We start from the raw sequence: 15,549 nt of genomic DNA on the forward strand, positions 1-15,549 counted from the left end.
GTTGCAATTGTGTGTCAACGGCGCGCGGGTTGACCTCGGCATCGTCTCGTTTTGCTCGCCTCCAGAACTAGCTTAGGCTGGCACGAGTCACGGTCATAACCTCAGTTCATAAGTTACATTCCTTTTTATTGTTAGTTTCGGCATTTGTTGTGCGTTATATTGTTGCGTAAAATCAGGGATTATAAAAATGTCTGCAAGATATGGAGGCCGAGACGCTCGGCAAAAGCTACGCTCTGACAGGACGGTAACGTATTTGCCTTCGCTGGAGCGCGGTCTGCCTTATATGGATTTGCTGAGCCCGGATGATTTGCTTAGGCTTCACAACATTTCGATGCAAATACTTGAAGAGATAGGCATCGAATTCCGAGATGACGAGGCTGTCGAAATGTGGCGTGCAGCCGGTGCCGACGTGACCGGTCAACGCGTTCGGATCGACAGAAACCAACTGCTGGAACTCGTGACAAAGGCCCCAGAAGCCATCACGGTTCACGCTCGGAATCCCGCCAGGACCGTCACTCTCGGCGGTCGAAAGACTATCTTCACCCCAGCGTACGGCTCACCGAACGTACTTGACCTTGAGGGCAAGCGGCGGAACGCGACAATCGAGGATTTCGTCAATTTTGCAAAACTCGCCTACCAAGCCCCCGCCATGCATATGACGGGTGGAGTTCTTTGCGAACCGATGGATATTGCCGTCCCGAAGCGCCACCTGCACATGAACTACAGTTTGATACGGTACTCTGACAAGCCATTTATGGGAGCGGTGACCTCGCGCGAGAGGGCAGAAGACACGGTCGCGATGGCGAAGATTGTCTTCGGGGACGAGTTCGTTAACAACAACACTGTGATGGTGTCGCTTGCCAACTGCAATTCGCCACTCGTTTGGGACGCGACCATGCTCGATGCGGTCAAGGTCTACTCTGCAAACAACCAGGCCATGATCTTCGCCCCGTTTGTGCTTGGTGGCGCTAGCACCCCCGCCAGCACCGTGGCTGCAGTCGCGCAGCTTAATGCCGAAGCACTTGCGGGCGTTGCCTTTGCTCAGCTGGTCCGGCCAGGCGCGCCCTGCATTTATGGGCAGTGGTTGGCGACCGTTTCAATGAAAAGCGGCGCGCCAATGGCAGGAACACCCGAGATTTGCCACATGAATATATTGGTGGGTCAACTGGCCAGACACTACAAACTGCCTTGGCGCTGCAGTGGTAGCAACACAAGTTCAAAGCTCGTCGACGCCCAGGCAGGCTATGAGGCCGCCCGCAATATGTACGGCGCACTTATCGCCGGTGCGAACTTTGTGCTTTCATCCACCGGCTATCTCGAAGCAGCTTTGACACAAAGCTATAGCAAATTCATGCTCGATGCTGAGCAGATGGTGATGTTCTATAAGCTTGGGCAGGGCATAGTGATGAGCGAGATGGATGAAACGCTCGATGCGATCCGCCAAAGTGAGCCGGGCAGTCATTATCTTGGTACCGAACATACACTGAAGAATTTCGAGAAGGCCTTCTTCACGCCCGATTTGATGAATCACGACAGCTTTGAGCAATGGTCCTTCGCGGGCGCTAAGGATGCCAACACTCGGGGACGCGATGCAGCTGTGCAAGCCCTTAAGGAATATGAAGCACCGCCGATGGACCAAGGAATCGACGAAGAGCTCCTTGACTTCATGAAACGTCGGGAACTTGTGATCGGCGATGCTGTCCTTTAGGCGCAGAATAACACCAGTGGCTGTGGAGACCGTGGCGTCCACACAGCGAGCATCGAGGTAACTGGCAGCACCTTCGGCTAGATCGCCTACTGAAGCTCGCGGGGCGCATGAACCTACCCTCGACAACAGCTCGGTCAGCCCATTGCGAAAGGTATGGAGGATTCTTAATGAACGCACCTCCCAATATGAATGCCATGAAGTCATTGTCCACGCCGGACGATCCGGCAAAGGGCGGCCGACCGATTGAGCTGGTGGTTCTGGTATTACCAGGATTTTCGAACCTGGCGCTTCACGCCTTCATCGAACCTTTCCGTATCGCCAATACGGTATCCAAGCTGACCCTGTTCCGGTGGCGGATCGCGGGATGCGACGCCCAATCCGTCAAGGGGGTGAGCGGCCTCTCGATCGCTGTTGATATAACGATTGACGAACTGAACTCTTGTTTAGGCGGCCGGGGGCCACATCATCTCGCAATTTTGGCGGGCGAACCGGTGGGCCGGCGACTGACGCCACAATTCAATAATTTTTTGCGCACAATCGCACGCCGCGGGGTTCCAATATCCGCGGTTGGGACAGCGACGTGGCTGCTCGCGCAGACCGGTCTATTGGCAGCCACACGCTGCACGATTCACTGGTCGCGGCTGGCCGCCTTCTCGGAAATGTTCCGGCAGCCGCAGATCCGCGATGCTCTCTTTGTCAAGGATGGGCAGTTTTCGACATGCGCGGGGGAACTGGCGGCCTTCGACCTGGCGGTAGATCTGATCGCCAGCCATGTCGGCGGGTTTACCGCACAGGAGGTTTGCCGCTACGCGACCGTCGACGGTCAGCGCTCAGGTTCCAACCGCCAGACCGGGCCGTCGGGTCTGGCCTTTGCGGGTGTAAGCGATAAGTTGCTGATGGCGATGAGGCTCATGGAAGAGAATATTGAGTACCCGCTGACGATGACGGAAGTTGCGGAACGGGCTGGCTTGTCGCGGCGCCAATTGGAACGCCTGTTTGCAGCACACGTGCACATGCCGCCGGTACGCCACTACCTCCGGATCCGTGTCGCTCATGCCAAGCGCCTGATTGAAGGCACAAGCATGCCCATTATCGATATCGCAATGGCCTGCGGATTTTTGTCGCCTTCACACTTTGCAAAGTGCTTCAGAACTTTCAACGGCCTCTCGCCGCAGCAGTGTCGTGCAACGACGCCGGCATGGGTCGGACCCGGCCTCGGCTAGACAACAGGAAACCGCAGGATGGCTGCGATCCAGTTCGTCTTAGCGTTTATTGGACGTGCCGAGCCGAGACCAAGAGAGCCAGCCCTCCTCGCGCTCCGCCCGTGAGTGTGGACAACATGCCGAACATTTTCGGGCGCGTTGGCACGAGAGGTTCGCAGAGGCCGCCGTTTGCCTAAGCCACAATCCTTGGCCTGCCGGACGCCACCGCCGTCACATGCGCTTCGATGAACATGCGCTGGCTTTCGACCGTGACGTTGAATTCGGTGGCGACTTCGATTTCGGCACTGTCGGTGCCGGCGTCTTTCGCCCGTTTGGTTCGGTGTCATCACACCCCAGTTCACGAGCGGCCTGTTCAAATTTCTGAGCTTGCGTAAGGTGCTTCTCGCCAGTCATACTGTGATGTCCTCTCTCCATTCGCGATACAATTCTTTTGGGGGAGTGCGATGGCGCTGCAGACATTATGAGGTGTGGATCTGATCGTTGCCGTGACGTTTGCTACCGAGATTGGTTACGTGCGCCGTTTCGAAAGCCCGCGCCAGCTCATGGGCTATGTTGGCCTTGTTCCTGGTGAGCGGTCGACCGGAGAGACAGTCAGACGGGGCGGCATCACCAAGGCAGGCGAATGGCCGCGTTCGTCATATGCTGGTTGAGAGCGCATGGACCTATAGGCATGCGCCGAAAGTCGGCGCGAAGAAGCTGCATCGACTGGAGCAGGCGCCGCCAGGGGTGAGAGAGATCGCCTGGAAGGCGCAGGCCCGACTGACGGCCCGCTTTCGAATGTTAAGCGGACGAGGCAAGAAGACGACAGTGATCTGCACTGCGAAGCCCGCGCTGGTCGGCTTCGTGTGGGCTGTTGCCAAGGAGGCGCACGTCACCTGATCTAGTCGCTGCACGCGACACACATCCTTCGCTCGTGGGCGGAGGCGGGACCATGGCAGGGGAATGCCCGTCAGACGCTTTGTGGCCGGCAAATCGACCGACGCCCGCGGTAGATAGGAACAGCCCCTGGACGCACAATCGGGAATGCGGTAACCAATCCGCGCATCAGAGCTTGATCACCGACGTCCTTCAGTTCCGCCTCGGGCAAGCGGCATGGCCCTGGCGATCCTTCGCAACGGTCTATTTGCAAGAACTGACCGGCGCTCTCACCGCCCGCCGACGCCGGCCGTATGAGCTTTTCGGGAGTTGCCGCGTTTTTCGGCCCCCCTCGCAAAGGAATGGCTGTCACCTGGGAGCCTAGCGCGGCTTCTGCCCTGCCACTTTTTCGCCCTACCATCTGGCGGTAGCCGGTTTCTGAAAACACGTGCAACAGATCTCGCCCTTCTGCCGCGCCCGTGTCACAATCTGCGATGCCAACTGGCCCGAGGCTCAGGTGATGAGGATGACCTCGGATGTGTGGCCACCTTTCTGGCTCCCCGCGGGTCTTCTCGACGACCGGTGACGGTCATTACGCTGGCCGAGTTGTTCGTCGGTCCTCACCGCTATCGTGAACTGGAACGGGCGCCTGACGGGATCTCGCAGCGAATGACTACCCTGACGGCTTGCGGGTGATGGCTGTGTCCTGCGCCATGTATTCGATTTTCTGCAACCTGCCGCGTGCCAGTCTCAAGAAACAAAGGCCAGTCTGCAAACTTTTGTCTATGTTCTTTAGCTACAACTACGACAATAAGGTTCTGGCCACTCGTAAGCTAGGTCGATCGCGGCAGAAGAGAGGGCGTGAGCTTGCCTGCACTACCGGTCTTCTGTCGGATTGATCGGCGTGAGCCACTCGGCCTTGACGAAAGACGGCCGCTTCAACACAATCCCTCGGCTTGTCGACAGCGGGCCATCCTGCTCGGTGCGTGCCGCAATCTCTTTCCATCGCGGCGTCTGAACGAAATCTTCCCAGCTTTTTTTCGCTACTTCCTCACTTGGCCACTCGACGATATACCAAATCTCGCCGGTTTCCGGAGTTTCCCAAAAATCAATGAGTTTAATTCCCGTCTCCATGAAGAGCGGCAAGCTGTCGCGAGCAAACCGCTCTCGCATTTTGTCCTTCATTCCCTCGATCGGTACGTAGTGCCTGAGTTCGTAGATCATAGGTCAGCCTGTTGGTTTGATGAGTTATGTTCTTAGTCGAATATCAGTCAAGAACTGGGGCGCGGGAGGTTAGGAGACCTCCGTCAAATGGATTTGAAAGCAATTCACAGCCATGGGTCTCACAAGCAGCTGTTGCTCCAGCTCTACACCATCCTTTTCGCCTATGGCGCCAATTTTCCAAAACAGATTACCATACCTGCTTCAAGGGTCGCGCGACCGGACCACGGAAGGATAGTTTAATTTGTGGATATTCATCATAATCCTGGTACCTGTTCCGGCTATGCTGCTGATCCGGTCATCCGGAATGCTACGGTGGTGAATTATAGGCAGCGGCGCACCCAACGTCAGAGGTAGTGGCGGGTCGGATAACCAGGAGGTATGGCCGTCCTTACAATCAACCAACTTGGTTGAAGCTGGCCTTCCTTTTAAACTGGCACGAGTCCGACGCGCTGCTTTCATCTGGTGCAAGCGCTGCGCCAATCGAATTAAGGTTATGAGATCATATTGCTTTTGCACCACGAGGCGCGTCTTCGGAACAATTCCGCGTCCCTTTTGTTCGAAGTTGGACGTATGAGAAGCCGAAAAATGGGGTCTGGACCCGCGCTATGGACAGAGGACGTGACCTGCCCCGTTTTCTTGAGAGAACAAGATCGCGTGGTACGACATGAGCATGCGCGAATTCGCGGCCTTTGAACAACACCGAAATCACTATGCCAAAGCGAGCGGCGCGAACACGAGCGCTGACCATGCACCATCCGCCAGCGAACGGCTGCACTACATTCCGCCTACTGTTACCTCCGGTTTTGTGTGACCGCTGTCAATAACCATGCGGGGGAGCAGCCACCCACTTCCATAGCTAAGACTTGGGAAACTCGCTCCCGCGATTACTCTATGTATTCGGTTCAGGTCCCTGAACGTCGGCCCCTTTTTGGGATCACACGGTCAAGGCAGTCCATCTGAAGCCCAGCTGCAGGCCTGCCCGACGAGCGCAAGGAGATCGCTGTCGCCTTCCTCGAAGCTGCCATCGCTTATTACGTTGATGAAGCTCTTGAGCGGGCAGCGCCGGCAATCGTCGGGATCCAATCGTGCGCTGGATCGCAATGGATCGCCAGGATACTTCAGGCGTCGCTGGCCATCTCCTCTCGACGCAGCGGCGTCAGACGGGCATTCTTATGGATGTTCATTCGGTCCTCCGAGAATCACTGAAGCTTGGACAACCTCAGCTTTCCCGGCCTGGACCGGATGGACAACCTACTGAAAGCTCACATCTAGCTTGACCTTTTTGCAGGTCCAACTAGCGCTCCTCGCAAATCGCAAGTTCCAACTTTCATTGAGACGCTCAGTGCCCCACCCCGCTGATCAAAACGGTTATAGGCGACACTTCAATAACTTCACAGAATCTTTGCACCTGCAGATCGCTAACAATGGTACCTCCCAGCATAGCTTGGCGTCGGCCAGGCCGCGAAAACTGTGCCGAGCTGCAAGGACCGCAGCTAGCACGCACCGTGGAGTGACAGCCAATGGCAAAAAGAGTGCTCATCCTAATCGAAGGCGCAAGTAATATGCGGTTGTACGTCAAGGCGGCCCAGCGACTCGGTCTTCGTCCAATTATCCTGTCGGCAGATCCAGCTCAGTACGACCATTTTGCGGCGGAAGAAATTCAGGCAATCCGTGTCGATACTGACAATCTCGATGCGCTGATCACGGAGTGTTCCCGGCTGTGTGCGACCTATGACATTGCTGGCATTACGTCCGCCGTGGAGCGCACTTATGCGACAGTTGGGAAGCTCTGCCGCCATTTCGACCTACCGGGACCGAACCCAGCATCTATTGAACGATGTTGCAATAAATTCGCCCAACGACAGCTCCTCGCGGAGGCCGGCGTTCCAGTACCCTCTTATCGCTTGGCAGCGAATTCCACGGAGGCTGAGAGCTCTGCCTCAGAGATCGGACTGCCGGTGATTGTTAAGCCAGCCGTAGGCAGCGGCAGCGTCGGTGTCCGATTGTGCCGCACTGCCGACGAGGTGGCAGAACATATGACCTACCTGTTGGGCGGATTGCACGTGTGGCGGTCTCCGCCGAGAATACTCGTCGAAGAATTCGCAAAAGGACCGCAGTATACTGCTCAAATAATGGGAAATGAGGTTATCGGGATTGAAGCTACTGAGCTTGACCCGCCACCGCATTTTGTCTTTCGCCAGTGGGTCTTTCCGGCCCCGCTGACTGACAACCAGCGTGAGCGCATCGCAGATGTCTCGCAAGACTGTTTGCGGACTCTCGGCCTTGGCTGGGGGCCAACGAACATTGAACTCCGATGGACGAAGCGTGGCCCAGTTGTCATTGAAGTCAATCCGCGTATGCCAGGTTGGCCTGATCCTCAGCTGATTCAGCTGGCTTACGGTATCGATCTCGTCACCGAACACATTAAGCTTGTCACCGGCGACGAATGGGATTTGCGCAGAAGGCATTCGCAGATTGCGGTAGCGCGAAACTTGGTTCCTGACCGCGATGGTATCCTCGATTGGATTACTGGTGACAGTCAAGCGGCTGCTGAGTCCGGTATTACAGAGGTCCAATTGTATGTTGAACCCAAGACGCCGATCGTCAGGAAAGGCGACTATCGGGACTGCCTCGGATATCTTATCGCCGTTTCACCAAGCCTTCGTGACACCCAGGTCGCACTTCAACGTGCCGTCGACTTAATCCATTGGTCGATAATCCCCTTTCCCGCCGAAAAGGAATAGGCACTGCGCCGGATACAGAGCGCCTAATTCTGTCCGGGACGCATCGGACAGTCTCACAGTGCTCCTGAGAACACTTCGTCCAAACCGACGAAGGAGGGCAAATGAAGTATAATGTATGATCCAAAGCCCGCCATCAACGCTCCTGTCGTTCATTTGTGGCGTCCCGGCGCGCCTCTTCTGTAACGGCCAGTCTCTCACTACGCCTCCGGTTAAGCCGGCTAAGGCCGGCTTGCGGATGGATGGCAAGGCGGATCAGCATGGCGACACGGTCGGAATTGGTGGAAAGCAATTGTCGAGCGGTATCGATCGGGGAGCCGAAGCGATAAGCGCCTCATCTTCGATGAGTTCGTCGCGGTGATCGGTTATCATCGCAAGCATGCGATCCGAGTGCTCCGTCACCGTCCGTCGAAGATATCTGGCAACAAGAGGCACAGCCTTCGCTATGGCGGCGATGTTCGCGAAGCGCTCGTGGTGTTGTGGGAGGCATCGGAGCGGCTGTGTTCCAAACGGCTGCGGCCGTTGATACCTGTCTTGCTGCCAGCGCTTGAACGGCATGGCCGTCTAGAGCTCGATGCCGCGCTCGCGGCAAGCTGCTGACAATGAGCCCGGCGACGACAGATCGGCTTTTGGCGGAGGTACGTGTTGTGGCTCGCGGCGGCCAGAGCCGGCGAGCAGGAATGAGTTCTGCGGTTCGCCGATCGGTGCCGGTGCGCACCTTCGGGGGCTGGAATGATCCGCCGCCCGGTTGCGTCGAGGTCGATTTCGTGGCGCATTCCGGCACATCTTCGTCCGGCAGCTTTGTGCAGACGATGGTGTTGACGGATATTGCCACGGGGTGGACTGAATGCGTTCCGGTCCGCACGCGCGACAGCGGCAATTTGATTGTGGCGATCAAGCAGGCCCGCTCGTTCTTTCCCTTCCCCCTGCTCAGCGTAGATTTCGACAACGCACAGCGCCTTCATCAACGAGTTCGTCGTCTCCTGGTGCCGCAGTGAGGAACTGGAAGTGACGCGCTCGCGCGCCTATCGTAAGAACGACCAGGCGGCGCGGAGGCGACGGCGCGCTTGGTAAACTTGATGCTGTCGTGCGGCTTTACGCAATCTGTTCCAACCGTCATTCAAGCTTCAGGAGAAGACGCGGATCGGCGCTCGTGTGATCAAGCGCTATCATCCGCCAGTTCCGCCTGCGGCCCGTGTCCTTGCACATCCGGGTGTGGCCGAGGCCGACAAGCAGCGGCTCCAGGCGATGATGGAAACGGCCAATCCCGTGCACTGTTCGCTGGTATCCTCGCCGCGCAGGAGGAGCTTGGCCGGCGGGTCGATCGTCGTGGCCTATGCGAAGATTGAGGAGCCGGCCGTTATCGATCTCCAGCGCTTCGCCGCGAATCTGAAGACGGCCTGGAAGAGGGCCTCGGCGGCCGTATGGGCGGACCAAACCCTATCCGAAGAGACCAGCATGTACGAGCCGTTCGAGGCGCAGATCAAGGGATGGCTCGAGGAAGAGCCGGCGCTCTCGGCAGCAAGTGTGTTGCAACGCCTGATAAAGATCGCCCCCTCGCGCTTTAAGGAAAGAACCTGAGAATCGTGCAACGGCTTGTGAAGGTCTGGCGCATGGAAATGGCTGGGCTGATCATCCTCGATGGCGGTTGGATGAAGAGCTGGCCGCTACATCCCTCCGCGGCGACGGATGGAGAAAACGGCCCATGTCGGCCCTATCGCGTTCGGTAACATTCCTCGGTGAGGTAATAAGAGGGGTCGCTTCCGGAAGCCTATAAAGCTGCCGCAGGCCGAACGCGCCGCCGCCATCCATGGGGAGGGTGCGCAGCCGGGAGCCACCTATTATCTCGAACGCGACGAGGCCGGTGGACGCGTATCCACTCGACGGACACCTCGCCCTCAAGGGTTGCCTCCAGCGCCGCTTCGAAGAGGATCAGTCACTTCGGCGTTACTTCATTGTCGTCTAAGATCTGGATATCAGACTAGCATCCGCGGGATCATACGGTCCCAAGTCTTGGCAAATACTTCGATATCGTGTTCGAAGGCCTTAATCTGACCCACGAACAAGAAATTGTCTTTGGTGGAGCCAAAAGATAGCCGACTCTCGATCCGGCAGTCCCAATCGCCGCGCTTGAAACCTGTAATGTATTGGGCATCGCTCTTGGCGCTAGTAGGATCATGATCAAGTATTTCCTTAGTCTCCATTTCGGACCACCACAACTCGGTCCCAATCGAATCTATCCTATATCGACCGCTGCCGTTGGCGTTTCGTATGGTAAGTTTTCTGTTTTCTGCATCCCATACAGAGTCTCTGATTGGCTTCGGTTCATCTTGTAGAATGGTCCGTCCGGAGGTCGGTTCTGGAACAAAGGCCGGGCCGAAAGGCTTCAATTCCCTGTCTTCCACTCTTGGCGGTCGTACCGGCAGCTCGAGGTCGGACAAACCGGCGTATAGCGTCAGTGTAACGGGCTCAGGTGACGGCCAGTAAGCAGGCCAATGTGAAGTGGCTACGGTAACACGGATGCGCTTGCCCACTTCGAAAACATGGGCGCAGTCCTGCAGCACCAAACTGATGCGATAGCGTTTTCCGGGCTCCAGCGGCTGAGGAAACTCGTCACTGTCCCGGTGGGTCAAATTCAGCACGTTATAAGCCACTCGCCTAGAACGGCCATCCGGATCAACTTCGTTGAGTTTAACGGCCAAGAACGCGACCGGCTTGTCGACCGCCAGATTGAGGGTGACTACCGGACCGCCGAGAATCTCGAACATAGCCTCGAGCGGCTCGGAATCGAAAGTTAATGAGCGGGCGTCATCAACTTGCTGATCCATCGGGGCTTCCTCGGGGCTTCTCAGCCACCATCCAGGCGCGGTTATCCCGACCGTCTGCAACGGGTTGAGGACATGTACCGTTTCAGCACCGGCATTGTTCGCCAGCCCATCTTTGGTGAGGTAGAATTTGCGCGGGCTGATGCGCGAGGAAGGCCAGCTATCCTCGGCAACCCACCGCCCGGGAATCTCCCACCCGCCGGAAGTCTGATGTATGCCGCGCATTGCCGGCTCTTGCTGCATCCAAACCCGGTACATCGGCTCGTCCATTATGCCGGTATCAATATCCTTGAGCCAGTGATCCCACCAACGCAACGACTCAGCGAGCCAGTCTATCGTCGGACCTGGACCAGGACCACCAATATTCGGATATTGATGGCCCCAGGGGCCGATAAGTCCCTTGCGCGGACATTTGAGGTTGGCAAGCATGCGAGGAACCGTACGCCGGTATGTATCGAACCAGCCAGTCACCGCATAGACGGGGCATTGAATGGCACCATAGTCTTCGCTGATCGACCCCTGCTTCCAGAAAGCATCGCGGTGCTGGTGCGTGAGCCAGTTCGCGGTGTAGAAGTCAAGATTGTTGAGGCGATCCATCCACATGTCGCGCCAGCGGTCCCCAACGACTGCTGGGTCGGGAGGACGTGCACAAGATGCGGGGTAATAGAGACCCCATGCAGGCCCGAATGCGTCCTCCATGATCATGCCACCGGTGTAGGGTGTATCATCAGTATAGCGATCGTCTGTCGAACAAACCGTGATGATCGCCTTGAGTTCAGGTGGACGGCGGGCAGCTACCTGCAGTGCGCTGAAACCGCCCCAGGAAATCCCAAACATTCCGACCTTGCCAGTACACCAAGGCTGCTTGGCCAGCCAGGCAATGATCTCGACGCCATCGTCCTGCTCCTGCTTAACCCACTCATCCATCGGCAGGCCTTCGGAATCCCCAGACCCGCGAATGTCCGGACGCACACAAGCATATCCAAAAGAAGCCAAGTACGGGTGGAAGGTTTCTTCATGAAGGCGCCTGCTGTCGCGCTTGCGGTAGGGGATGTATTCCATAAGCGCCGGCACCGGATCAAGCAGGGCATCCTCCGGCACCCACACGCGGGCAGCAATCTTGGTACCATCAGACATCGGGATCCAGATGTTTTCGATTTCACGCACCGTGCGTGGACCTGTTCGCGCCTTGGCCGATGAGATTTGGGCACTCACCGCCGTGGCGGCAGATGCGTCGGCACTGACGCTGCCAGGAAGCGTCACATCCACGCCCTTGAGGATCGCACGTCGAGTTAGCGAGATACTATCAGTTTCCTTGTTATTGCTCATTCAAACCTTCCTCCGCCCAGCCGCCCCCCTCCCCCACAATCCGGCCGGCGATAGGCTCGCGTCTACGCCCTCTCCGACGGCGATGGTACGATCACCAGTCAGAACCCCGAATTCGCGGAAAGCACATCGAAACTCCGGATCACGTTGCGTCGGCGTCCTGCGATGACTCGAGTCAGCCTTGCGTGCACCCTCTCGGCGTCGCTCTCACGCCGTTTTGAACAGCAAGCGATCAGTGTGTTTATCTCGTATTGTTAATTCTCGCCGCAGCAATTGAACCAGTTATCTCCCACCGCCTTTTAAAAATCACGATACTCAAGCTTATCGACGCGCCAGACCTACTAGGAGGGTTCCGGAATTTGCCGCGCTTTTCGCTGTTATAGTCTCTCCAGAATTACCATAGTCTACTAAAGCATTTGTATTGCATCGTCCCTACGCTAGCGAGAGAGTCATATCAAATCAACTATACAAAAAGTTATGCGCCGCAAGACTAAATGTTATTTAAACGGATGGCACATGGGCGATTGAGAAGAAGGGCTATTCTCTTCGTCGCGGCTTATGGCTCGTCGGCAGGGGACCGCGCGACCTGTGTAGGCGGCTGCAGGAATTGGCCGCAAAGGTCGAAGCTTCAACTATCGTCAGTCCACTAAAGCACGAATGCTTGGCGGTGAAGCGGAAGAAGCTCTACAAGAACACAGGAACGGCTGACGGTGCCCAGACGCGGCAACCGAAAGCGTGCCCTCCGGCACGAGGCTCCGATCGTGATACCGCAGGACGCCAACCAGCGCTAGCCTAGACTCGCCCTTTCGGATCGTGACACGGCTCGGGCAATCGATGGTGTGCCGCGTGTAGATGACCGCCGGGTGCTGAGCGGCATCCTCTGTGATCCGCAATGACCTTCGCTGGCGAGATGTCCCTTCCGACTACGGTCCGCACAAGACCATCTACAACCGCTTCATCCGCTGGAGTCGGTGGGTGTGTTCAACCGTATCCTGGCGGAACTGGCCGCGCAGGGCGGCGAAACGGACAATCTGATGATCGATGCCACCCATCTCAAAGCGCATCGCACTGCCGCCAGCCTCCTTAAAAAGGGGCTCTATCCCGATATCGGACGCAGCCGAGGCGGACTGACCACCAAGCTGCAAGTGGTCTGTGACGGCAAGGGACGCCCCCGGCTGCTGCATCTAAGCGAAGGGCAAGCCAATGATCACAAGACTGCTGCGCAGTGATCGAGGATTTGCCCGCCGCCAACGCCCTGCTGGCCGATCGGGCCTACAGTTCAGCGGCCTTCCGCCAGGCGCTCGTCGAGCGCGGTATCACGCCATGCATCCCACCCCATGCCAAGCATCGTGTTCAGCACAGCTAATGTCCTATACCGACAACGCCACAGGATCGAGAACATGTTCGCACGCCTCAAAGACTGGCAACGCATCCACCAGAACGACCGATGTGCTCACACCTTCCTGTCGGCGATCGCCTTCGCTGCAGCCTTCATCTTCTGGATCAATGAGTCCTGACCCTAGCTGGGATCTCGTTTCGGCTCCTGGATCCGCCGAGGCTGATCAGGCCTCGAGGGATGAGTCTATCGGAGTGATCTCGTCAGCAGCCTTCATGACGGCACCTTCGATGACGACGCCCGCGTCACATTCCAACAGCGCCACGAGCAGCTTCCTTTCAGGAGCTACGAAGGTTGTGGGACCCCCATTGCGCATCACGCGTTCGTACAACGAACGGGTAAGCACTGAACTCGGTTGATTGCGCAGTCATAGTCAGGCTAACTCGATCATCGTCGTTCGCAGCCGGGGTTGCAGGCCTTCGACGACTTGGTCGTGCTGGGCCGATCTGCTCTGCCAAGGCGTCGGCGCGAGCCCGGCAATAGGCTGGATCTACCGGCGATTGTCAAAAATGCCGGAACAGCCCTTCCGAGTAGAGGATGGCGGCACACTGGGGCTGATACGCTTGAGATCGAGCAATGTCGCTGCTGAGCTTTCGGCGAATTCGATTGCCAGCAGAGCGTCGCGTTCAGCCGTAGCCGGTCCCCAATTCCTGAACCCGACGTCGCCGGTCACCCCGCCGCAAGCAACCTTCCGCCCTCTGCCTTCGGTAAGCGATGCGCGATGGCACCTTGCAATAGGCCGATGAACATGACGTTTTCGGGCCATGCCATTGGAACATGCAAGGGGCGATATGGTGGCCGAGTTAACCGGCTCCGCGGCGGCCGAAGATCCTACAACGGTGCCCGCGCGTGCGGCAATGAAGGCTGTGGAGTGCACCGAGAAGCGGGCGTTGGTCGACTTGGCGAGCGCGGCCACCGAGGTCGCGGAAGCTTCGGCGTAGCTCCGGCACAGCTCTATGCGCAGGCAGATGGCCGGCGGCGAGTTCGACGCCGATCAGGCAATGGCGGCCTTCGCGCGGATCGATTTGAGCGACCTGCCCGAGGTCGAACGCCGCGTCGCCGTCTGCCCGGACCCGGCCGGCAAGATCGTCGTGGCCTTTCCGAGCGGCACGCGATTGCGGTTCGCGATCGTCGATCCAAAAGCACTGCGCATAGTCCCAGGTGATCACGGTGGCCCCGACCGACTTGATTTACTTGTGCTGCGGCGCGACCGACATGCGTCGCGGGATCAACAGCCTGGCGCGGATGGTCAATAGGTGCTCGCGCTCGACCCGCATACTGGCGCGATCTTCTGCTTCCGCGGGCATAGGGGGCATGTCATCAAGATTCTGGCGCATGACGACCCAGGCTTACCGATGGTTGTTCTGCCTGGCCAACCACCAGAGCAGGTCGCCCTGTGGCTCACCTAGGCGGAGCTTTCGCTGCTTTTGGGGATTGATTGGCGCTGACCAAGTAGGATTTATACGACCACGTTTGGCTAGCTGCTTTGACGTTGCTTTAGATTTGTGTTGATTATCCTTTGGTAACGAGTTTCTTCTGAGTATAGGTTTTGGGCGTCTGAACAAACTCCCTACCCGCTGACTTCTTCGCCCGGATCGCTTCTGGAGGCGGACATTTCTGCCCATGACGTCACCATCGCCGAACGAGATGAGCAGCTGCGAAAAGGGCGCGTCGAGGCCGCCACTTCGCATCCAGCGCCTGCAGCTGCAGATTTTCGTTTCCACCGCAAACCCTTCGGCCGCTCGTACGAGAAGCTGGCCAGGTGCGGCTCAAACTCGCAGATCTTGAGACCGCCGCTGGCGTGCCCGTGACGTTGCCCCAGTTTTTATCCAGTTTCTAGTTCGTTTCCGGCCTGGGGTGCCATGCTGGGCGGGTGAAGCGACGGGCGCTGGCGCGGAGGCTTTGGCATAGCGCAGCGCGAGCGACCGTCGCGGATTGAAGGTGCTGGCGAACTTGGCCGGGTTCTGCCAGGCGATTTGGGAGTGCGGCCGCGCGGTGTTGTAGTCGGCGCGCCACAGCGCGATGGCTACGCGCGCCTCAGCCAGCGAAGTAAACAGCGTCTCGTTGAGCAGCTCATCGCGCAGTCCGCCGTTGAAGCTCTCGATGAAGCCATTATCCGGCATGGTTGTTTTCGGTGCCATCGTTTGCTCCGTCGTCAGGTTCGTTAAGCTTGGCGCATCCGGGCCACGGGGCACCGGGAGCACGCAAGAGCGGGCAGGCCGTCGTATGCAGATGAACTGCGAGTTCGAGG

General features: G+C 57.7%; 9 protein-coding genes and 2 pseudogenes. 8 read left to right on the forward strand and 3 right to left on the reverse strand.

The features are described 5' to 3' along the window. Nucleotides 1-187: 187 nt before the first annotated feature. The 3 genes and pseudogenes from EOC93_RS07970 to EOC93_RS07980 form a co-directional block, all read left to right on the forward strand. On the forward strand, nucleotides 188-1,708 hold the full coding sequence (locus EOC93_RS07970) for a trimethylamine methyltransferase family protein (protein WP_127204298.1): 1,521 nt from the start codon (nucleotides 188-190) through the stop codon (nucleotides 1,706-1,708). A gap of 167 nt (nucleotides 1,709-1,875) precedes the next feature. Then, nucleotides 1,876-2,931 (forward strand): GlxA family transcriptional regulator, encoded by a 1,056-nt coding sequence (locus tag EOC93_RS07975; RefSeq protein ID WP_164759075.1) that lies wholly within the window; start codon nucleotides 1,876-1,878, stop codon nucleotides 2,929-2,931. Nucleotides 2,932-3,377: 446 nt separating this feature from the next. Next, a pseudogene (locus EOC93_RS07980) lies at nucleotides 3,378-3,810 on the forward strand (transposase); the annotation flags it as partial. Nucleotides 3,811-4,662: 852 nt separating this feature from the next. Here EOC93_RS07980 and EOC93_RS07990 read toward each other — a convergent pair. Next, nucleotides 4,663-5,010, reverse strand: a complete 348-nt coding sequence (locus EOC93_RS07990) for an NIPSNAP family protein (protein ID WP_127204300.1) — start codon at nucleotides 5,008-5,010, stop codon at nucleotides 4,663-4,665. Nucleotides 5,011-6,530: 1,520 nt separating this feature from the next. On the opposite strand from EOC93_RS07990, the gene EOC93_RS07995 reads away from it, so the two are divergent. The 3 genes from EOC93_RS07995 (at nucleotide 6,531) to EOC93_RS34685 (ending at nucleotide 9,332) form a co-directional block, all read left to right on the forward strand. Then, nucleotides 6,531-7,754: an acetyl-CoA carboxylase biotin carboxylase subunit family protein gene (locus EOC93_RS07995; RefSeq protein ID WP_127204301.1), complete on the forward strand. Its 1,224-nt coding sequence runs from the start codon at nucleotides 6,531-6,533 to the stop codon at nucleotides 7,752-7,754. Nucleotides 7,755-8,431: 677 nt separating this feature from the next. Then, entirely contained in the window at nucleotides 8,432-8,749 is a 318-nt protein-coding gene (locus EOC93_RS34680) for a hypothetical protein (protein WP_245461399.1), read from the forward strand. A gap of 157 nt (nucleotides 8,750-8,906) precedes the next feature. After that, on the forward strand, nucleotides 8,907-9,332 hold the full coding sequence (locus EOC93_RS34685; RefSeq protein ID WP_245461400.1) for a hypothetical protein: 426 nt from the start codon (nucleotides 8,907-8,909) through the stop codon (nucleotides 9,330-9,332). Nucleotides 9,333-9,727: 395 nt separating this feature from the next. On the opposite strand, the gene EOC93_RS08005 is transcribed toward EOC93_RS34685, so the two are convergent. Then, nucleotides 9,728-11,905 carry a CocE/NonD family hydrolase gene (locus EOC93_RS08005; RefSeq protein WP_127204302.1) on the reverse strand — a complete coding sequence of 726 codons (2,178 nt, stop codon included), beginning with the start codon at nucleotides 11,903-11,905 and terminating at the stop codon, nucleotides 9,728-9,730. Between the two features lie 974 nt (nucleotides 11,906-12,879). Between EOC93_RS08005 and EOC93_RS08015 the strand changes: the two genes are divergently transcribed. Continuing rightward, complete coding sequence (locus tag EOC93_RS08015; RefSeq protein WP_127204304.1) at nucleotides 12,880-13,131, forward strand: hypothetical protein; 252 nt, start codon at nucleotides 12,880-12,882, stop codon at nucleotides 13,129-13,131. A gap of 1,123 nt (nucleotides 13,132-14,254) precedes the next feature. Next, a complete protein-coding gene (locus EOC93_RS08020) occupies nucleotides 14,255-14,554 on the forward strand; it encodes a hypothetical protein (RefSeq protein ID WP_206532219.1) in 300 nt (99 codons plus the stop codon). 513 nt (nucleotides 14,555-15,067) lie between these two features. Here the strand turns inward: EOC93_RS08020 and EOC93_RS08025 are convergent. Beyond that, nucleotides 15,068-15,412 (reverse strand): annotated as a pseudogene (locus EOC93_RS08025) (transposase); the annotation flags it as partial. Nucleotides 15,413-15,549 lie beyond the last annotated feature (137 nt).

Origin of the sequence: Mesorhizobium sp. M6A.T.Ce.TU.002.03.1.1 (assembly GCF_003997275.1) — a bacterium.
Taxonomy (GTDB): Bacteria; Pseudomonadota; Alphaproteobacteria; order Rhizobiales; family Rhizobiaceae; genus Mesorhizobium; species Mesorhizobium mediterraneum.

Coding starts and splice junctions, on each gene's coding strand:
- EOC93_RS07970 (WP_127204298.1), top strand. CDS start 188: ATGTCTGCAAGATATGGAGGCCGAGACGCTCGGCAAAAGCTACGCTCT.
- EOC93_RS07975 (WP_164759075.1), top strand. CDS start 1,876: ATGAACGCACCTCCCAATATGAATGCCATGAAGTCATTGTCCACGCCG.
- EOC93_RS07990 (WP_127204300.1), bottom strand. CDS start 5,010: ATGATCTACGAACTCAGGCACTACGTACCGATCGAGGGAATGAAGGAC.
- EOC93_RS07995 (WP_127204301.1), top strand. CDS start 6,531: ATGGCAAAAAGAGTGCTCATCCTAATCGAAGGCGCAAGTAATATGCGG.
- EOC93_RS34680 (WP_245461399.1), top strand. CDS start 8,432: ATGAGTTCTGCGGTTCGCCGATCGGTGCCGGTGCGCACCTTCGGGGGC.
- EOC93_RS08005 (WP_127204302.1), bottom strand. CDS start 11,905: ATGAGCAATAACAAGGAAACTGATAGTATCTCGCTAACTCGACGTGCG.
- EOC93_RS08020 (WP_206532219.1), top strand. CDS start 14,255: ATGCGCAGGCAGATGGCCGGCGGCGAGTTCGACGCCGATCAGGCAATG.